At 63.9% G+C, this 19,250-nt stretch carries 14 protein-coding genes; 13 read left to right on the top strand and 1 reads right to left on the bottom strand.

The genetic code is table 11. The features are described from left to right. Positions 1-21: 21 nt before the first annotated feature. On the bottom strand, positions 22-921 hold the full coding sequence (locus tag GIB19_RS02705; RefSeq protein ID WP_265968056.1) for a LysR family transcriptional regulator: 900 nt from the start codon (positions 919-921) through the stop codon (positions 22-24). 176 nt (positions 922-1,097) lie between these two features. Here GIB19_RS02705 and GIB19_RS02710 point away from each other — a divergent pair, with 176 nt between their 5' ends. From GIB19_RS02710 to bcsC, 13 genes are all read left to right on the top strand, one after another. Further along, positions 1,098-2,447, top strand: a complete 1,350-nt coding sequence (locus tag GIB19_RS02710) for an MFS transporter (RefSeq protein WP_274883373.1) — start codon at positions 1,098-1,100, stop codon at positions 2,445-2,447. A 59-nt stretch (positions 2,448-2,506) separates the two neighbouring features. Then, complete coding sequence (locus tag GIB19_RS02715) at positions 2,507-3,169, top strand: RraA family protein (protein ID WP_085273784.1); 663 nt, start codon at positions 2,507-2,509, stop codon at positions 3,167-3,169. Positions 3,170-3,358: 189 nt separating this feature from the next. Beyond that, positions 3,359-4,534 (top strand): MFS transporter, encoded by a 1,176-nt coding sequence (locus GIB19_RS02720; protein WP_274883837.1) that lies wholly within the window; start codon positions 3,359-3,361, stop codon positions 4,532-4,534. Further along, entirely contained in the window at positions 4,524-5,165 is a 642-nt protein-coding gene (locus GIB19_RS02725; protein ID WP_027596464.1) for an alpha/beta hydrolase, read from the top strand. Before GIB19_RS02720 ends, GIB19_RS02725 begins: the two co-directional genes overlap by 11 nt. A gap of 374 nt (positions 5,166-5,539) precedes the next feature. After that, complete coding sequence (gene bcsE / locus GIB19_RS02730) at positions 5,540-7,030, top strand: cellulose biosynthesis protein BcsE (RefSeq protein WP_274883382.1); 1,491 nt, start codon at positions 5,540-5,542, stop codon at positions 7,028-7,030. Then, a complete protein-coding gene (bcsF, locus tag GIB19_RS02735; protein ID WP_099429592.1) occupies positions 7,027-7,212 on the top strand; it encodes a cellulose biosynthesis protein BcsF in 186 nt (61 codons plus the stop codon). The genes bcsE and bcsF overlap by 4 nt, the downstream gene beginning before the upstream one ends. Further along, positions 7,205-8,824, top strand: a complete 1,620-nt coding sequence (gene bcsG / locus GIB19_RS02740; protein WP_274883385.1) for a cellulose biosynthesis protein BcsG — start codon at positions 7,205-7,207, stop codon at positions 8,822-8,824. Before bcsF ends, bcsG begins: the two co-directional genes overlap by 8 nt. After that, positions 8,821-9,039 (top strand): cellulose biosynthesis protein BcsR, encoded by a 219-nt coding sequence (bcsR, locus tag GIB19_RS02745; RefSeq protein ID WP_274883386.1) that lies wholly within the window; start codon positions 8,821-8,823, stop codon positions 9,037-9,039. The genes bcsG and bcsR overlap by 4 nt, the downstream gene beginning before the upstream one ends. Then, positions 9,036-9,740 carry a cellulose biosynthesis protein BcsQ gene (bcsQ, locus tag GIB19_RS02750; RefSeq protein ID WP_274883387.1) on the top strand — a complete coding sequence of 235 codons (705 nt, stop codon included), beginning with the start codon at positions 9,036-9,038 and terminating at the stop codon, positions 9,738-9,740. The genes bcsR and bcsQ overlap by 4 nt, the downstream gene beginning before the upstream one ends. Next, positions 9,737-12,346: a UDP-forming cellulose synthase catalytic subunit gene (gene bcsA, locus GIB19_RS02755; RefSeq protein ID WP_099429589.1), complete on the top strand. Its 2,610-nt coding sequence runs from the start codon at positions 9,737-9,739 to the stop codon at positions 12,344-12,346. The genes bcsQ and bcsA overlap by 4 nt, the downstream gene beginning before the upstream one ends. After that, positions 12,343-14,625 (top strand): cellulose biosynthesis cyclic di-GMP-binding regulatory protein BcsB, encoded by a 2,283-nt coding sequence (gene bcsB, locus GIB19_RS02760; protein WP_099429588.1) that lies wholly within the window; start codon positions 12,343-12,345, stop codon positions 14,623-14,625. Before bcsA ends, bcsB begins: the two co-directional genes overlap by 4 nt. Then, positions 14,625-15,740 carry a cellulose synthase complex periplasmic endoglucanase BcsZ gene (gene bcsZ, locus GIB19_RS02765; protein WP_274883390.1) on the top strand — a complete coding sequence of 372 codons (1,116 nt, stop codon included), beginning with the start codon at positions 14,625-14,627 and terminating at the stop codon, positions 15,738-15,740. Before bcsB ends, bcsZ begins: the two co-directional genes overlap by 1 nt. Beyond that, on the top strand, positions 15,728-19,246 hold the full coding sequence (gene bcsC / locus GIB19_RS02770) for a cellulose synthase complex outer membrane protein BcsC (protein ID WP_274883391.1): 3,519 nt from the start codon (positions 15,728-15,730) through the stop codon (positions 19,244-19,246). The genes bcsZ and bcsC overlap by 13 nt, the downstream gene beginning before the upstream one ends. Positions 19,247-19,250 lie beyond the last annotated feature (4 nt).

Genomic DNA, 19,250 nt, shown 5'->3' on the forward strand with positions numbered 1-19,250 from the left:
TATTGATCAAAAAACATCGCCTTAGGCGATGATAAGCCGGGTGAAGTCGCAGGCCTGTTGCGCCAACCGCGCCACTTCATTGCTGAGCCCTTGGTAGCGGTCAGCCCGGTGCACGCAGACATAGCTGATCGGCGGCAGTGGCAAGTCGGTTTGTACGACCTTCAAACGGCCCTGCTCGATCATCGAGCTCATGCATTGCCTGGGCAGGTAGCTGAGCCCGACACCCGAAATCGCCAACCCGACTTGTGCCACCAGGTAGTTGCTGGTGAGCGTCTTGGTCAGCCGCACGTCATGTTCCGCCAGCCAGCGTTCGTAGGTTTTTCCGGTGCCTGAGCTGCCTCCCTGGGTGAGTACCGTAAACGACGACAGCGATTGCAAGTCCATAGGGGCGTCACTCGGGTACAGCGAGGGTGAGCACATCCACGCGTTTTCGACAGAGGCGAGCGGGGTACTGATGAAGCGGGCATCGCGGAAGATGTCAGGCACGATGATCAGGTCAAGCTCGTCAGCCTCGAGCCGGCGCAACAGGTCGGTGCTCAACTCGATCGAGGGTTCCAGATCGACCTTGGGGTAGGTCTGGTGAATCTGATCGACCAGGTTCGGCAACCACGTGAGCGCCGTGAGTTCCGTTACGCCGAGCCTGAAGCGTCGGACCAGCGTTTCTTTCGAGCTGATGCGCTCCAGCAGGTTATCCCGCTGGCGCAACATTTCAACGGCGCAGCCATGTAGCTCTAAGCCCTTTTGGGTCAGCCGGGCGCTGCGTTTCGAGCGGTCGAAGATGGCTACGCCAAAGGCATCCTCGAGTTCTTGCACGCGTTTGGAGATCGCCGATTGAGACATGTTGAGCTTGGCGGCAGCCGCTTCAAAGCTGCCCAGCTCGACAATCCAGTAGATGGCCTCGATTTGCTTCAGCGTGATCATCGCGTGCTCCAGGTGTGAAAAGCCCGTTTCAGAGCGGCCCCGAAGTGATTTCAAGGCAGGTGAATGAAGGCGATTGTCCACTAAAAGTGATGATAAGTGGTGAGTATTTGTCGCTTTTTTTCTACCTTCGCGGCGCCTAGATTACCGCCGAATTACAAAAACAAAGGTATGTACCTATGTCGATCGCTGAAGTTGCCTATGCCAAAGGGCGCAGCAGTTACCGGTGGATCGTGGCTGGCATGATCTTCTCGATCTACACCATCGCTGCCGCCGACCGCGCCAATCTCGGCGTGGCGTTGCCTTTTATTCGCAAAGAGTTCGAGATGAGCAACGCCGAAGCGGGTGGGCTGATGAGCCTGTTCCTGCTGGCTTATGCCTTGGCGCAAATCCCGGCAGGCTTGGCCTTCAGCCGCCTGGGCGTGAGCCGGATCTTGCCGACCGCCATGGTCATGACGTCGGTGCTGACCGGGTTGGTGGGCACCGCAGGCTCACTGCTGGCGTTGAAAATCTATCGGTTCGGCCTGGGCCTTGCCGAAGGGCCGCTGCCGATCAGCATGACCACCACCATCAACAACTGGTTTCCGCCGAGAGAAAAGGGCATTGCTTCAGGCATTTTTCTGTCTGCGGTCAAGTTCGGCCCGGTCATCGTACCGCCGCTGTGTGCCGTGATCATCGCGGTGTGGGGCTGGCGCGAGGTGTTCTATTTCTTCGCCGTGCCGGGCATTTTGCTGTCGATCGCCTGGTACTTTCTGATTGCCGACCACCCTTCGAAAAGCCGCTTCGTCAATCAGGCGGAGCTTGATTACATCACTGACGAAACGCCGCGCGACAACGTCGCCAGCAATGAACCCGCCGTGCAGAAGACCCCAGGGCGAGGCTTCGAGCGCCTGGACTTCTTCATTCGTCGGCGCGAGGTAGCGGCGCTGGAGACCAAGCGCCAGGTCTTCGGTTCGTGGTTGATCTGGGGGAGTGCGCTGGCGTACTGCTTCCAGCTGGGTGTTTCCAGCGTATTGTTGTCCTGGATCCCCACCTACCTGATCACCGTCAAAGGCTTCTCGTTGATGAATATGGGGTTGGTCTCGGCTGCGCCTTGGGTTGGGGCAGTGCTGGGCAACCTGTTGGGCGGCTATTGCTCGGACCGTTGGTTGGGCGGGCGGCGCAAGCCTGGGATGCTGCTTTCAGCGCTGGGTACCTCGGTGATGATGTACCTGTTGATTCATTCGCCTGCCGACCCGTTCTCGTATGGCCTGTTGCTGATGGCGACCGGCATCGTGCTGAGCTTCGGGTTCTCTTCTTACATGGTTTACCCAATGGCACTGGCGACCAAGCAGACGTTCCCCGTCGCCAACGCCATCGTCAACATGGTCGGGCAGCTAGGGGCCGCAGCGACGCCGTTTTTGACCGGCTTGTTGCTTGACAGTTATGGCTGGAACTACGTGTTCTCTTACCTTGCGATTGGTTCGTTCGCCAGCTTTGTGCTGTTGCTGACGATTCTGGAGCCGGTGCCGAAGACTCAAAAGGTGTGACCTCACGGCCTGTGGTGTCACCCGTTGTGATCAATCCGTCTGTTTGAAAGGAGTTAATGATGCACGCAGAAGATAAAGCGCTGGTCGCACTGTTCGAAGGGCTGGACACGCCCGGCGTCTCGGATGCCTTGGACAAGCTCGGCCTGCCTGGCCATTGCTTTGGTGTGATGCCGCTCGACAACTACAAGCAGGTGGTCGTGGGGCCGGCGTTCACGGTGAAGTACGTGTCGGCGAGCGTGCCACCGGGCACCGTTGGTGACTTCATCGAAGAGGTCGCTGAGGGCGATATCGTGGTGATCGACAATGATGGCCGCACCGACTGCACCGTGTGGGGCGATATCATGACCCAATATGCCGGGGCCCGGAAGATTGCTGGCACGGTGATCGACGGCGTCTGCCGCGATGTGAACAAGGCCTTGGGCGATGGCTATCCGCTGTTTACCCAGGGGCGCTTCATGCGCACAGGCAAGGACCGTGTCCAGGTCGAATCGGTCAACCAGCCGGTTTCCATCGGCCAGGCCCGTGTCTGCTCCCGTGACATCATCGTTGCCGATGCCAACGGCGTCGTTGTAGTGCCCCGTGAGCGGGCGCAAGAGGTTGCCCAGGTTGCCCGTCAGATCGAAGCAGTCGAAGCGGATATCCGTGCGTTGATCAGCGAAGGGCGCACCCTCAAGCAAGCGCGCGAAGCGCTGAATTACCACACCTTGCAACGCAAGTCGTAAGTGGCATTGTGCCGACCCCTGCAGGTGCAGGGGTCAATAGCTGTTATGCCCAGAGGGTTTAGCACCGCTCGCAGCATCGCCTTAAACTAGGCGCGTGCGTCCCGCGCACTGATTCGTTCGTCTTGTTGAAGGTTTACCGTGCACGCCGAAGCTCGTCTACCCGGGGCCCTTGGCATTTTTTGCCTGGGCATGCTGCAGATTCTGGTCTGGGGCGGCTCGTTCTTCTTGCTGGCGGTCATGGGCGAGCCGATAACGCGCGAGACCGGTTGGGGCAGCCAGTGGGTGTACGGCGCGTTGTCGCTGAGCCTGATGGTCTCGGCCCTGCTTGCACCGCTGTCGAGCCGCCTGGTTGCCCGTTATGGTGGCCGGACACAACTGGCCAGCAGTGGCGTGATCGTTGCTCTCGGGTTGTTGATCGTCGCGGCTAGCCAGACGTTGCCGACGTTTTTGCTCGCGTGGGTGATCATCGGTGTTGGCATGGCCGCCGGGCTCTACGAAGCGCTGTTCGCGACATTGGGTGCGCTGTATGCCGAGCGTGCGGGTAAAGCCATTACTGGCATTACCCTGATTACTGGGTTTGCCACAACGCTGTGCTGGCCGCTGGTGGCATTTGCCATCGAGCATGTGGGCTGGCGCTACGCGTGTGTCGGCTATGCCGCAGTGCTTCTGGTGACAACGCCGTTTTACCTCAAGGTACTGCCGAGCGCCGTCCGGTCAGCGCCGCGCAAGCGCCTCATCGAACAGAGCAGCGCGGGCGTGAACCGACGCGTGTACCGGCAACTGACGTGGATCTTCGCGCTGGGGGCGGTCATCATGACCGCCATTTCGGTGCAACTGGTCGCCGTTCTGCAAGGGCTGGGCTATTCGCTGGCTGCTGCCATCGCGCTTTCGGCGTTGTTGGGGCCGAGCCAGGTCGCCCCGCGGGTGTTGCAGATGCTAGCGGGCAAGCGCCACCCCATTTGGACTGCATTGGTGTCAGTCGTGCTGGTTGCGGTAGGCGTATTGTTAGTCGCGTTTGCGCCAGGCGCGACAGCGGTGGGCTTGTTACTCTACGGCCTGGGCAACGGACTGCGAGCGATCGTTCGCGGCCTGCTACCGCTGGCGTTGATGCCACCGTCGCACTACGTGGTGTTGATGGGCAAGATGTCGCGGCCTTCATTAATCGGCCAGGCACTGACACCGTTAGTTGGCGGCTACCTGCTGCAGCACTTCGGTGCCATGGGGGTGCTCATGGCGTTGGGCTGCTTGGCGGCAATCAATGTCGGGCTGGTAGTGATGGTGTTGCGCGCGTTGCCAGCAGCCAAGTCGGCACCGAATGAAACGGACGAAACGATAGCGGTCGATGGAGATAGCGATGCACGATGATGCACGAAGCGAACAGCTGATCACGGGCCCGGCCGGGCTGATCGAATTGATTGTCGATGAACCGGTGTTGCCCGTCAGGGGCGTGGCGGTGGTCAGCCATCCGCAACCCTTGCTGGGCGGCAGCCCGCACCACGTGGTACCGCTGACCTTGGCCCGCAAGCTGTGCGCTGCAGGCTGGCGCGTGGTGCGCCCGAGCTTTCGCGGAGTGGGGCAAACCGCTGGCGCACATGCCGAGGGAGTAGGTGAGGCCGAAGACAGCATTGTCGTCGTCAGGCACCTGCAGGAACGTTACCCCGAGCTGCCCATCGCACTCGTCGGCTTCTCGTTTGGTGCGCACGTGTTTGCCAGGGTCGCGGTCACGCTGGAAAGCTCGCTGCATGCTGTCGCGTTGTTGGGGCTGCCGGTGGGAGAGGTGCCTGGCGGGCGGTTCTACCCAGCGCTGCCGTTACCCTCCCGCTGCCTGTTGCTGCATGGCGAGCACGACGAGATGGCGCCGCTGGCCAACCTGCTTGATTGGGCACGGCCAGAGCACCGCCCGGTCGTTGTCTATAGCGCGGCCAATCACTTCTTCAAAGGCTGCCTGGCGCAGGTAGCAGACCAAGTGGTCAGGCATTTGAACGAGAGAAGCTGAACGGCACCGGTTGATTGACATCAGGTAGCAGTCTTTCAGCAGCAGTTCTACTGGCGTCGCCGTGATTTGCCTATCAACTACCGCCCGCAGCGAGTGGGCTGTCGAACTGCACACCCTCAGAGCGCAACCTCACCCTCGATACCTTCGTCAAAGTCAACGCTTCGGCCGACGTCACTGAGCATGGCTTTGCAATTTATTACATTTCAAACGGCCACTACCCTGCCTCGGTGCTGTAAAGTTGACGTTTCCCCGAATTCGCATGCCGAATTATCGCTTTTTTGACGCGAGTCAAAAGGCGTCATCGGCGCACGTGCGAAATTCCACGCTGTAAGCCATTTTATTTTTGACGAAGAGCCAGTGTTTTGACGAATGCAATGCCGTTGTTGGCTATTTCCGGCCTAGGGGCCGAAAGCAGCCAGCTTCATGTACAAGGACTGTACTGGTTGGCCTGTGACACCGCAGAAGACGCCACCGTGCTGTGCCGCCAGGTGGTGGAGGGTTTGCCCGGGCGCACGCGGGCAGCGCTGATCGCCGATGCGCAAGCCATGGGTGACGTGCTAGGCGCACTCGATGCGGTGCAGGGGCCGGACGCGTTGGCGTTGTATGAAGCCAACCCGCAAGCGATGCTGCGGCTGGTCGATGACCTGCCCCGTATCGATGTGCCTGGGCGTGTGCTGATCGTGCTGGCGCCTGCCGACGTCTGGGATGGCGGCAAGATCGAGGGATGGTGCAATGCCCTGCGCACGGTATTGATGGCGGAGACTGCGCTGATGCTGGTCATCAGCGGCGGGCAGTGCGCCGGCCTGGTCGAGCGCTTGCGCGCCTTCAACCAGGGCGTCGACGGGTTGGCCCAGGTGTATCGAGGCAAAGGCGGGGTACGTTACCTGCAGCACTTCTGGAGTAACGCGCTGGGCAAGGTTGGCACCCGGGACATCAAGCTGGTGCGCCTTGATGCAGGTTTTGCCGTTGCCGCGTCGCCGCAGGCGCCAACCGACACAGGTGGCGATGAGCTGATGTGCCTTGCCCAGCGGCCGGTACTGGAAGGCGCTCCAGCTTTCTCCGAGCACTGGCAGGTCTGCGAAAGCCTCGACGAACTGACTGACAAAGCCGGCCGGGCGGTATCCGCCACGGTCATTTTTGCAATGGAGGGTGGGCAGCGTCTGGATACCCTGGCGCGTCAGTTGCACCACCTGCGCCAGTTGCGCGGCAATGCCCTGAAGCTGGTAGTGCGCGAGATGGCGCCCACCCTGCGCTATCAGGATGAACAACTGCTGCTGGCCTGCGGGGCCACCCAGATCGTGCCCTTTGGCGCGAGCCTGTCGCGCTTCCTGACCATGGTGGAGAGCATCCAGGGTTACGTCTGGCGCCGGCACCTGCCAACCGACTTCGATGTTTTGCTTGCGCGCTTGCGGCCGCTGGCGATCTGCGGGCTGGTGGCGCCTGGCGCGTTTGCTGAAGCGGTGCAGACAATGTGGCACGGTGTGCGTAACGGCGAAATTGTCCACCAGTTGCTGGTGCTGCGCCCGGCCCCTGGCCTGACCCCGCTGCAGGCATGCTCGCGCACCGTGTTCCGCCGCGACGGTGACATCGCCTGTGTCGTAGGTGATGTGCTGTTCCTGTTTCTGTTCGCCTGCCGGTCCGAAGGCGTCGAACAGGCGCTTGGTCACATCTTCCAGCTGTCGTGGAAAGAGCTGTTCATCAGCCAGGAAGTGCTTGCCGGCGTCGACAGCCTGGCCGCCCCTGCCTTCCTCGATGACAACGTGCCACAGCCACCACGGATTGACGCGGCGGCGCAATTGCCCGCACGCGAGCGGCCGGCCCTGGCGCCGCGCCGGGTCGCACTGGCCAAGTGGGGCGCTGTATGAACTTCGTGCAACTGCTGCAAGTGGTTGGCATCACTGCGCTGGTCACTGTAGGGCTGGCCTTGCTGGTGGTGCGCCTGCGGGCCGCGTTGCGCGGCTGGTTGCGCCGCCGCCTTTCCCCCCGTTACTTGAAACCGCTGGGCGTACGCCGCCGCGCTGTACGCCAGGAACCCCGTAATGACTAATGCAAGCACCACTCTCCCGGTACCGGCTCAATGGCCTGGACTGGGAGGATGGAACCTTTATTTTTTGGCCAAGTTCCTGCTGGTCGCCCTGGGTATGCTCGACTTCCAGGCCCTGCCAAACCTGCTGTTCGCTGTGTTTCTGCTGATCCCGCTGCCGGGTAAGTGGCTGCGCGTTGCGCGCCAGTTGGTGGCGCTGCCGATTGGCATCGCGCTGTTCTACCAGGACACTTGGTTGCCGCCGTTCAGCCGCCTGCTGGCGCAGCCAGGGGTGCTCGATTTCTCGTGGGATTACCTGCTTGAACTGCTGGGCCGCTTTATCAACTGGAACCTGCTGGGTGCGTTGGTGCTGTTGCTGGTGGGCTATCTGTACCTGCGCCATTGGCTGCGACTGAGCACCCTGAGCCTGTTGGGGCTGGCGTGGCTGGCAGTCGGTGGCCTGCCGTCGCTGGGGTTCAGCGCGGGCCAGGTGCCCAGCACTGCCACTACCCACCCCGCTGAGCCGGTGCAGGCTACTGCGATAGCCGACAATGCCACACTCGACAGCTGGCTTGAGCGCTTTTTCACCCATGAGCGTGAACGGGTGACGGCATTCCCTGCGCTGAACGCCGATGAGCAGCCGTTCGACCTGCTGGTGATCAACATCTGTTCGCTGGCCTGGGACGACCTGTCGGCGGTGGGGCTGCGTGACAACCCGTTGTTCTCGCGCTTGGACGTGGTCTTCGATCAGTTCAACTCGGCCACCTCCTACAGTGGGCCAGCCGCTATCCGTGTGTTGCGTGCCAGCTGTGGGCAGTCGTCCCACGCGGGCCTGTACCAGCCAGCCCCGGCGCAGTGCCTGTTGTTCCAGAACCTGGCCAGGCTTGGCTTCCAGAGCAATACCTTGCTCAACCACAGCGGGCGGTTCGACAACTTCATCGGCGACATCACCCAGCAGCACATGCCGCAACCTGGTATGCGCAACACCGATTTCCCGCGGGCATTGGTCGGCTTCGACGGCTCGCCGATTGCCAGTGACCTGGAAGTGCTGCGGCGTTGGTGGGGGCAGCGCAAAGACACAGCGGATGATCATGTTTCGTTGTTCTACAACAGCATCAGCCTGCACGACGGCAACCGCATCGTTACCGCCGATGGGGGGACCCGCGTGGCCGATTACGCCACCCGCGCCAACCGCCTGTTCGGCGAGCTGGGCACCTTCCTCGATGAGCTGGAGCGCAGCGGCCGCCGGGTGGTCGTGGCTATCGTCCCGGAACATGGCGCCGCGCTGCATGGCGACCGCATGCAATTGTCGGGCATGCGCGAAATCCCCACGCCGTCGATTACCCATGTGCCGGTTGGCCTCAAGTTCATCGGCATGGGGCAGCCTGCACGCAGCGAGCCGCTGCGGGTCTCGGCCCCCACCAGCTACCTGGCGCTGTCCGAGCTGATCTCGCGCGTGTACGCCGGCCTGGGCCAGCAGCAGGCGCTGGATGTGCCCAGCCTGCTGACCGACTTGCCGACCACCGAGCAGGTCGCGGAAACCTCCGGTGCGCAGGTCTTGAACTACCAAGGGCGCGCCTACATGCGCCTGCAAGGCCAGCCGGACTGGCAGCCCATTCCCGAGGAGCGCCGATGAAACCTGGCAACGCTGACCCCGCTGACCGTAGCGACGACATTGCCCAACTGCGCCAGCACCTGGATATGCCGGGCCTGCACTACCAGGACATCTCCATGCTGGTAGGTGTTCAGCAGGCCTTGCAGCGCTGGCCGTTGCTGGGTGAAAGCTGCCGCTCCAGTGCCCAGGGCGAGCTGTCCCTGACGGCACCGCGGCGTGAGAGGGTGACACCATGACCAGCTTGGCGTTGCACGGGGTGCGCGGTGGCTTGGGGCGCAGTGCGTTGCTGGCCGCGCTGGGCTATGCGTTGCAGGAGGTGGGTGAGCGGGTGCTGCTGATCGACCTGTGCCCAGACAACCTGCTGGGGTTGCATTTCAACCTGCCCCTCGACACGCGCGAGGGGTGGGCGCTTGCCGAGCGGGAAGGGCGGCCGTGTACCGATGCTGTATACGAGGTGCTCGATGGGCTGTGGCTGATGCCTTTCGGCGCGCTACCTGCCGACGCGCCGCAGCGGGCGCCCGATGCTGCCGCGTGGGACGCTCGCCAGGTCGAATTGGCCAAACACTTTGACTGGCTGCTGTTCGACGTGCCGCAGTTGCCGGCTGATGTCGCTGCCCGTGTCGAGACCGATGTGCGCGTACTGGTGGCCGAGGCCGAGATGGCCAGCCATCTGTTGCTGGGGCGGCGGCAGGTCGAGCATTACGATTTGCTGCTGGTCAATCGCTACGACCCGGCAAGTCGCTTGCAGAGCGACCTTCTGATGGTGTGGCGAGATCTGTACCGTGGACAGTTGCCCATCCAGGTGGTGCACCGCGACGAGGCCTTTCTCGAAGCCTTGGCGTGCAAAGCTCCGCTTGGCCATTACGCGCCGCAGAGCTTGGCCTGCCGGGATGTGCAGAGCCTGGCGGTGCGTTGCCTGACGAGGCGCCCGTCGTGAGCTTTACGCCACTGTCTGCCTACACCTGGTTCACTGCCCGCGGCGCACAGCGGCCAGTTGCCTGGCTGTTTACCCTGGGTGTTTGGCTGGCCTTCCTGTTCTTGCGTCTGGAGTCGCCCGCTTGGCAGGCCCTGCTCGCCGAGCGTCAGCGCCTGTATCCGCAACTGGCGGGCAAGCGCCCGACCCTGGGCGACCCCTTGCGTGTGTTGATCCAGAGCCTGTGGCTGTTACTGCGACGCCCACCGGTGCCACGCGAACCTGGGCTGGCCAGCCAAGCTTGGCGCACAGTAAAAGCGCAGTGGCGCATCGCGGGGCAGCATGTACGCCAGTGCCGTGACCTGCTGATCGACAGATTGCAACAATTACCCGGGCGCTATCGGGCCAGTGCCTTCAAGCGAGAAGCCTCGGCACGCCTGCGCGGTTTGAGCGGCTTCGCCCGGTGGGCGTTCTATAGCGTGCTGACACTCTGCGCCATTGGCCTGGCCTTGCTGTGCGTGACCGAGCCGTTCGGCTACCTGGCGCAGTTGGTGTTCATCTGCCTGCTTTTGGGCATTGCCATGCTGGTGCGGCACATGCCGGGCCGCTTCCCGACACTGATGCTGATCGTGCTGTCGACCATCATCTCCTGCCGTTACCTGTGGTGGCGCTACACCTCGACCCTGAACTGGAACGACACGACCGACCTGGTGTGTGGCGTCATCCTGCTGGCGGCCGAGACTTACTCGTGGTTCGTGCTGATCCTGGGCTACATCCAGACCAGTTGGCCGTTGCAGCGCAAACCGGCGAGCCTGCCGGCAAACCCGGGGCGCTGGCCGACGGTCGACCTGATGATCCCGACCTACAACGAAGACCTCGCAGTGGTACGTACTACGGTACTGGCAGCCCTGGGCCTGGACTGGCCCAGAGAGAAGTTGCGCATCTACCTCCTCGATGATGGCCGGCGCGAAGCGTTTCGGGCGTTTGCTGACGAAGTCGGGGTGGGCTACATCGTGCGCGCGGACAACAAGCACGCCAAGGCCGGTAACCTCAACCATGCGTTGAGCGTGACAGACAGCGAGCTGATCGCCATTTTCGACTGCGATCACGTACCGGTGCGCTCTTTCCTGCAATTGACAGTGGGCTGGTTCCTCAAAGACTCAACGCTTGCGCTGGTGCAGACGCCGCACCATTTCTTCTCGCCTGATCCGTTCGAGCGCAACCTGGGTTCGTTCCGTCGTCGCCCCAATGAAGGGGAGCTGTTCTACGGCCTGATCCAGGACGGTAACGATATGTGGAATGCGGCATTCTTCTGCGGCTCGTGTGCTGTGCTGCGGCGTACGGCGCTGGAAAGCATCGGTGGCTTTGCCGTAGAGACCGTCACCGAGGATGCCCATACCGCTTTGCGCATGCACCGCCAGGGCTGGTCTTCGGCCTACCTGAGCATCCCGCAGGCAGCGGGCCTGGCTACCGAGAGCCTGTCGGCGCACATCGGCCAGCGTATTCGTTGGGCGCGCGGCATGGTGCAGATTTTCCGCACCGACAACCCGCTGTTCGGCCGCGGGCTGAGCTTGTTCCAGCGGGTGTGTTATGCCAACGCCATGCTGCACTTCCTGGCCGGCTTGCCGCGGCTCGTGTTCCTGACCGCTCCGCTGGCGTTCCTGTTGCTGCATGCCTACATCATCTATGCGCCGGCCTTGATGATTCTGCTCTACGTACTGCCGCACATGATCCATGCCAGCCTGACCAACTCGCGCATGCAGGGCAAGTACCGGCAAACGTTCTGGGGCGAGGTCTACGAGACCGTGCTGGCCTGGTACATCGCCCGCCCCACCACGGTCGCACTGTTTGCGCCGAAGAAGGGCACGTTCAACGTCACCGCCAAGGGCGGCCTGATGGAGCAGGAGCAGTTCGACTGGCGTATCGCCCAGCCTTACCTGTGGCTCGCGGCTTTTAACGTGGCCGGCCTGGGCTTTGCCGTGTGGCGCCTGTTTACAGGCCCCACAGCAGAAATCGGCACGGTGATCGTCAGCTCGCTGTGGGTTGTCTACAACCTGCTGATCATCGGCGCCGCCGTTGCCGTGGCCGCCGAAGTGCGGCAGGTGCGCCGCGCCCACCGGGTACAAATGCGCTTGCCAGCGGGGCTGGTGCTTGCCAGCGGCCACGCCTACCCCTGCACCCTGGTGGATTACTCCGATGGCGGTGTTGGCTTGCAGCTGCCCCCGGGCCTTGAGCTGCAGCCGGGGGCGCGGGTACGCCTGCTGCTCAACCGTGGCCAGCGCGAATTCGCCTTCCAGGCCTGTGTCACCCGTACTGTCGGGCACCACGTGGGCCTGGTGTTCCATGACTTGAGCCAGCAACAGCGTATCGACCTGGTTCACTGCACCTTCGCCCGCGCCGATGCCTGGCTTGGCTGGCACGAGCAGCATGAAGCCGATCGCCCGCTGCGCAGCCTGGTCGATGTGCTGAAGCTGGGTGGCGTTGGTTACCTGCGCCTGGTCGAGCACCTGCCGCCGTGGCTGCGTGCGTGGTTGCGCCCACTGCGTACGCTGGCGCGCTGGCTGGCCAGCTACAGGCCCCGCACACCGCGGCCTTTTCCTTCCCTGAACCTTGTTGATCGAGACGCATGATGACTGGTTATCCCGCGCGTACCTGGGGCTTGGCGATGGCGCTGTTTGCCGCCTTGTCGCAGAGCGCCGCAGCCGACGCTGTAACCCCGCTTGCCGAGCCAGCCGTACCCACGGTGCCGAACTGGCCGGCTACGAAAACCTTCGAGCAGCTCGGGCATGCGTCCGACAGCCTGCTGTTAGGGGTGCGCAACAGCGAACACATCGAGTTCGGCCTGCGTCGCGACCGCCTGGCTACCGATGCCACCTTGCAGCTGGACTACACGCCTTCGCCCGCGCTGTTGCCGAACCTGTCGCACCTGCGCGTGTACCTCAATGACGAGCTGATGGGGGTAGTGCCGGTCGAGCAGCAGCAGTTGGGCCAGCGCGTACGCCGACAACTGCCCCTGGACCCAAAGCTGCTCAGCGACTTCAACCGGGTACGCTTGGAATTCGTCGGGCATTACACCGACATCTGCGAAGACCCGGCGCACAGCGGCCTATGGCTGAACCTGAACCGCAAGAGCCAGGTGCAGTTGCACGAGCAGGCACTGGCGCTGGACAACGACCTGGCGTATTTCCCGCTGCCGTTCTTCGACGCCCGCGACACCGGCAAGGTCGAGCTGCCGGTGGTGTTCAGTGGTGTGCCGAGCCTGGGTGAGCAGCGTGCGGCGGCTATCCTGGCGTCTTACTTCGGCAGCCAGGCCGGCTGGCGCAAGGCGTCCTTCCCGGTGCTGTACAACAGCCTGCCGGCCATTGCCGACAAACCCAGGCCGAGCATCGTGTTTGCCAGCAATGAGCGACGTCCTGCATTCCTGGGTGACCTGCAGAGGTTTCCGCTGGTGGACGGCCCGGTGTTGCAGATGATCGATCACCCCGGCGACCGTTGGAGCAAAATGCTGCTGGTACTGGGGCGCAACGATGAAGACCTGGTCAAGGCAGCCTCGGCCCTGGCAGTTGGCAACAACCTGTTCCGTGGTGCGAGGGTCAAGGTCGAGCAGATGACCGCGCTGCAACCGCGCCTGCCCTACGATGCGCCGAATTGGACGCGTACTGATCGGCCGGTGCGTTTCGCCGAACTGCTCGATTACCCTGAGCAGTTGCAAGTCAGCGGCCTGCAGCCGCGGCCGGTGACGTTGGAACTGAACCTGCCGCCAGACCTGTTTGTCTGGCGCAACCAAGGCATTCCGCTACGAACGCTGTACCGCTACACGGCACCGGCAGTCACCGACGAATCGCGCCTGAGTATCAGCGTCAATGACCAGTACATCACCAGCATGCCGCTGGTGGGCAACGACCGGCGTGCTGGCAAGCTTGAGCAGATGCGCCTGGCGGTGTTGTCGGGTGACAGCACTGCCTTGACCGAGAATTCGCTGGTGCCGGCGTTGAAGATCGGCGACCGCAACCGGCTGCGCTTCGATTTCAGCTTTGCCAGCACCCTGGGCAGTGCTCAGCGGGATCATTGCCAAACCTCGCTGCCGGTGGATGTGCGGGCGGCGATCGACGAAAACTCGACCATCGACCTGTCGGGCTACCACCATTACATCGCCATGCCTGACCTGCGCGCATTCGCCCGCAGCGGCTTCCCGTTCAGCCGCATGGCGGACCTTTCCGAGACCTTGGTCATCATGCCGGCAACTCCGTCGGCGATGCAGGTTGGCACCTTGCTCGACAGTGTGGGAGGGCTGGCCGGGCAGATCGGTTACCCAGCGCTTGGCCTGCGCCTGGTCGACGACTGGAAGCAGGCAGCAGCGGCAGATGCCGACCTGCTGCTGATCGGCAGACTGCCCGAAGCATTGAGCGATGCGCCCAACCTAGGCCTGCTGCTCAGCGCCCAGCGTGACTGGTTGCTGCAAGGCCGTAGCGCGGGGCTGCCAGGCAGCCAGCGTTTCGATACCACGCCGGTGGCAGCGAGCAGCCGCGTGGCGGTCAGCGCGCAGGCGCCGATCGCGGCCATTACCGGGCTGAAATCGCCGTTTCATGAGCAGCGCAGTGTCGTAGCCCTGTTGGCCAACAGCGACAGCGACTACGGGTTGCTGCGCGAGGTGCTCGGCGATGTGGGCAAGCTCGATGCCGTGGCGGGCTCGGTCACATTGGTGCGCAGCAGTGGTGTGACCAGCCAGTTCGTTGGCGAGCATTATTTTGTTGGCGCGTTGCCGTGGTGGCTGCTGCTGTGGTTCCACTTGTCCGAGCACCCGGTGTTGTTGGCGGCTATCGCGGCCGTTTGCGTGGTGCTGTTCGCCTTCTTGCTGTGGCGGGCATTGCGCTGGGCTGGCCGGCGTCGACTGGGTGAGGCGGGGTGATGATGCGTCAGTGGCTGGTAGGGCTGTTCGCCTTGGGCGTGCCCGTTTTCGTGAGTGCCGCGCCGGCTTGCCCGTGGCCAGCCTGGGACCGCTTCAAGGCTGAGCGGGTGAGCGTGGATGGCCGGGTCATCGACCCGAGCGACGAGCGCCTGATCACCACCTCGGAAGGGCAGAGCTATGCACTGTTCTTCGCCCTGGTGGGCAATGACCGGCCAGCCTTCGCACAGGTGCTGCGCTGGACCCACAATAACCTGGCTGAGGGCGACCTGGCCCGGCACCTGCCAGCCTGGCTGTGGGGCCGTGATGGCCAGAGCCAGTGGCAGGTGCTGGACGCCAACAACGCCAGCGACGCCGACCTGTGGATCGCCTACAGCCTGCTGGAGGCCGGGCGGCTGTGGGACGAGCCCGCGTACACGCAACTGGGCCAGCGCGTGCTATGGCGCATCGCTGCCCAGACCGTGCGCAAGCTGCCGGGCCTGGGCGTAATGCTGCTGCCGGGTGACTACGGCTTCGAGGATGCCCGCGGTACTCGCTTGAACCCCAGCTACCTGCCGCTGCAATTGTTAGAGCGCTTCAGCCTGGTGGACCCCCTGTGGGGTGAGCTGGCAGCCAACACACGACGTTTGTGGCTGGCGTCCTCGCCCAAGGGGTTTGCCCCGGACTGGCTGCTGTGGACACCGGCCGGAGAACTGGCTGCGGACCCGCAACATGGCAATGCCGGTGACTACGACGCCATTCGGGTGTACCTGTGGGTCGGTATGTTGGCCAAGGATGCGCCCCAGCGTAGCGAACTTGTTGCCCACTATGCCCCAATGGCGACCGTGACCACAGGCCAAGGCCTGCCGCCAGAGCGCGTGGAGGCACACAGCGGCAACATCAGTGGCCATGGCCCGACGGGGTTCTCTGCTGCGTTGTTGCCCTTGCTGGCAGCGTTACCTGAACACGCTGCTGGCCTGGCTGCCCAGCGTCAGCGTCTGCGCGAGCAGCCGGTCGAAGCCAACGCCTATTACAGCCAGGTGCTGGCGCTGTTTGGCCAGGGCTGGGATGAAGCCCGTTACCGTTTTGACCCGCACGGTCGCCTGTTGCCAGCCTGGAGCGCGCCATGCAGCGAATGATGGGCGTGTTGATGCTGGCGGCAGTGGCGTGCCAGGCCGCTGCGCAACCCAAGGATGCAACTGAACAACGCCAATGGCTGCTGGACCAGGTGCGCCGGGGCGAGGCGCTGCACCGTGACGACTTGGTGCGCGATGCGCTGGGCCGCCTGCAATTGCTGGAACCGCGTAACCCGCAGGTGCTGCTGGCAGCCTTGAGCCTGGCGTTGCGCGACAAGAACATCACCGAGGCCCAGCAGTTGCAGGCTCGGATCAATGCCCTGGCGCCCGGCAGCCCGCAGGCACGCCAAGCCCTGCGCTTGCTCGAACTGCAGCAGCCAGAGGCCGCGCGGCGCCTGCAGCAGGCGCGGCTGCTGGCCGTTACCGGGCGCAATGAAGAAGCGCTGGCGGCGTATGAGCACTTGTTTGCGGGTGAGCCACCCAGCCTTGAACTGGCCCTGGACTACTGGCGCGTGCGCGGCAACCTGCCAGGCCAACGTTCTGCGGCGATCCGCCAGTTGCAGCAGTTGGACCAGCAGTACCCAGGCAGTGCGGGACTGCGCCAGACCCTGGCCGGTTGGCTGTTCGCTGAAAACCGCGACCGCGAAGCGCTGGCACTGCTCGACCAGCTGGCGCGCGACCCTGGCGCACGCGATGCCGCTGCCCAGCGCGAGTTCGACTACCTGTCTGGGCAGGCGGTGAGCGCCGCCAGTGCGGCGGCGTGGCAAGCTTTTCTGCAGCGCTACCCGGCCTCGCCGTTGTTGGCCCAGGCCAGCGAGAACCTGCAACAGCAACGCAAACTGCTTGCCGACCCGTCCTGGCTGGCCGGCCAACGGGGCAAGGCGTTGCTCGACAAGGGCCGTAACGCCGAGGCCGAAGCCCAGTTGCGTCGGGCGCTGCGGCAGTACCCGGACGATGCCGGCCTGCACGGTGCGTTGGGCTATGCCCTGATGCGTCAGGGCCGCTATGAAGACGCCAATGCGGCGTTTCGGGCCGCGAGTGCCAAGGAGCAGGACACCTACTGGATCAGCCAGTGGAAGGACCTGGAGTCGTCCAGCCAGTACTGGGCGTTGCTCAACAAAGGTGAGCGGGCTTTGCAGGCACACGATGTGCGAGGCGCGCGTGCCATTTACCTGCGGGCACGTCAGCAGCGCCCTCAGGATGAATACGCTCTGCTGGGCCTGGCGGATGTCTCCCTGGCAGAGGGTGATGCAGCCGCTGCCGAGCGCCAATTCCTGCAGGTGCGGCGTAGGGCGCCAGATAACGAAAGTGCCGTGCGTGGCCTGATGAGGGTGTACCAGGCGCAATCCCCCGACAAGGCGCAGGCGTACCTCGACAGCTTGCCACCCCGGCAACAAGCGCAGTTCGCCAGCCTGCGCCGCAGCCTGCAACTGGCGCGTCTGCGTCAGCAAGGCGATGAAGCCCTGCAGCGCGAGGACTGGTCGGCGGCCAGCCAGGCGCTGGGCCAGGCCTATGCGCTGGCCCCGGATGAGCCCTGGCTGGTCTATCAACTGGCCAACAGCCTGCGCCACCTGGGGCGCACCGGCGAGGCCGACGCGGCATTCGCCAAGCTGGTGCAGCGCCAGCCCAATGACCCGGCGACCCGCTATGCCCATGGCCTGTTCCTGGAGTCCAGCGACCGAGATGCCTTGGCCTTGGACAGCCTCGCGGCGGTGCCGCAGAGCACCTGGAGCGCTGACATGCAGGGGCTGGAGCAGCGCATTCGGCGCCGCATGACCCTGGCCTCGGCGCAGCAGTTGCAGGCACAAGGCCATAGCACACAGGCGTCCGCGCTGCTTGAGGCCAACCTGGCGCGTGGCGAGGGCGGCGCGGACGACCTGATGCTGTTGGCCGACTGGGCAGCGGCACGCGGTGAGCCGGGCAAGGCGCGCGGCTATTACCAGCGTGTGCTGGCCCTACAGCCCGGGCAGCCCGCAGCGCGCCTTGGCGTGATCGAAAGCTGGATCGCTGAAGGTGACCTCGCGCACGCTCGGCAGTTGCTGGCCGCTCAGCCGCCACAGTTGGCTGCCGATGACAGTAACGCCCAGCAGCGCATGGCGGCGGTATGGGTCGCTTTGGGTGAGCGCGACCAGGCAGCCAGGCTGCTTGAGCGGATGGCTGCTCAGCAGCCGCAGCCTGATCCGTTGCTGCGTCGCGACGCCGCCCGCCTGGTGGCGCAGTACGACCCGCAGCGGGCGCTGAGCCTTTACGCTGCAGCGATGGCCGATGCGCAGTTGCTTGACCCGGCGGCGGTGTCGCCACGGGACGACCGCGCAATGACGCTGGCCAGCCGAGAGCAGGACGGCGATGACTGGTTGGCGCGCAGCCTGCGCAGCGATGTCGATGCGCTGTATCGACAGCGCAATACCCACGTGACCCTGATGCATGACTACGGTTGGCGCCAGGACGACGGTACGCCGGGCACATCCGAACTGAGCACTCAGTCCACCTTGTTGCATGTCGATACCCCGTTGCAGGACGGCACCGCCTTTGCGCGCGTGGAGCGCATCGGCATGGATGCGGGGTCATTCGAACTCAATGATCAGGGGCGCAATACCACGGATTTCGGCACCTGCCAGTTTGTCGGCCGCAACGCTGACGGGGTGTCCTTCCCAGGCTGCAGCGGTGGCTCGCAAACCGCAGACGGTAGCGTGCTGGCGCTGGGCTGGCAGGGCAGCCGCTGGGCCCTCGACCTGGGTACCACCCAAGGCTACGAGGTCAACAACTGGCTGGGTGGCGCCACGGTCAACGGCGATGTCGGCCAGGTCGGCTGGTCGCTGACTGCGTCGCGGCGGCCGATGAGCAACTCGCTGCTGTCGTTCGCGGGCGCGCGTGACCCGGCGACGGGTGTGCGCTGGGGTGGGGTCACGGCCAACGGGGCCACGCTTGGCCTGAGCTGGGACCAAGGCGGCGATGACGGGGTTTGGGCCAGCCTGGGGCACCATTGGCTGTATGGCGAAAACGTGGCCGACAACCAGCGTACCCGTGCCATGGCCGGCTACTACCACCGCCTGGTGGAAAAAGCTGACGAGCGTGTGCGCGTTGGCGTGACGCTGATGCACTGGCGCCACGACAAGGACCTGGGCGGCTACAGCCTGGGGCAGGGCGGCTATTACAGCCCGCAGCGCTACACGTCGGTCGGCGTGCCGGTCAGTTATGCCTGGCGCAACTACGACTGGTCGTTGCTGCTGGAGGGCTCCGTCGGTTGGTCCCAGGCCCACAGCGGCAGCAGCCGTCTGTACCCGGACGCACATGTCAATCACAAGGTGCTGGCGCAGTATGGCGTCGACTCCAACCTCGACGCCATCAGCGACGCCAGTAACAGCAGCGGACTGGGTTACCGCCTGCGCGGTCTGTTCGAACGCCGGCTGAGCGATCACTGGGTGATGGGCGGCGGGTTCGACTGGCAGCACAGCGATGACTATGCACCGAGCCATGGCATGCTTTACCTGCGCTACCTGTTCGAACCGTGGCGGGGCAATCTGGCGCTGCCGGTGACGCCGCTGGAGCCTTACAGCGAGTGGCGTTGACAGG

The sequence above is a fragment of the Pseudomonas sp. ITEM 17296 genome, assembly GCF_028895205.1.
GTDB classification, from domain to species: Bacteria; Pseudomonadota; Gammaproteobacteria; order Pseudomonadales; family Pseudomonadaceae; genus Aquipseudomonas; species Aquipseudomonas kermanshahensis.

Bases quoted from the DNA above. Each gene is read 5' to 3' on its own strand.
- bcsQ (WP_274883387.1), top strand. From the start codon at position 9,036: ATGACCAGCTTGGCGTTGCACGGGGTGCGCGGTGGCTTGGGGCGCAGT.
- bcsZ (WP_274883390.1), top strand. From the start codon at position 14,625: ATGATGCGTCAGTGGCTGGTAGGGCTGTTCGCCTTGGGCGTGCCCGTT.
- GIB19_RS02715 (WP_085273784.1), top strand. From the start codon at position 2,507: ATGCACGCAGAAGATAAAGCGCTGGTCGCACTGTTCGAAGGGCTGGAC.
- GIB19_RS02705 (WP_265968056.1), bottom strand. From the start codon at position 921: ATGATCACGCTGAAGCAAATCGAGGCCATCTACTGGATTGTCGAGCTG.
- bcsR (WP_274883386.1), top strand. From the start codon at position 8,821: ATGAAACCTGGCAACGCTGACCCCGCTGACCGTAGCGACGACATTGCC.
- bcsG (WP_274883385.1), top strand. From the start codon at position 7,205: ATGACTAATGCAAGCACCACTCTCCCGGTACCGGCTCAATGGCCTGGA.
- bcsC (WP_274883391.1), top strand. From the start codon at position 15,728: ATGCAGCGAATGATGGGCGTGTTGATGCTGGCGGCAGTGGCGTGCCAG.
- GIB19_RS02710 (WP_274883373.1), top strand. From the start codon at position 1,098: ATGTCGATCGCTGAAGTTGCCTATGCCAAAGGGCGCAGCAGTTACCGG.
- bcsF (WP_099429592.1), top strand. From the start codon at position 7,027: ATGAACTTCGTGCAACTGCTGCAAGTGGTTGGCATCACTGCGCTGGTC.
- bcsE (WP_274883382.1), top strand. From the start codon at position 5,540: ATGCCGTTGTTGGCTATTTCCGGCCTAGGGGCCGAAAGCAGCCAGCTT.
- GIB19_RS02725 (WP_027596464.1), top strand. From the start codon at position 4,524: ATGCACGATGATGCACGAAGCGAACAGCTGATCACGGGCCCGGCCGGG.
- GIB19_RS02720 (WP_274883837.1), top strand. From the start codon at position 3,359: ATGCTGCAGATTCTGGTCTGGGGCGGCTCGTTCTTCTTGCTGGCGGTC.
- bcsB (WP_099429588.1), top strand. From the start codon at position 12,343: ATGATGACTGGTTATCCCGCGCGTACCTGGGGCTTGGCGATGGCGCTG.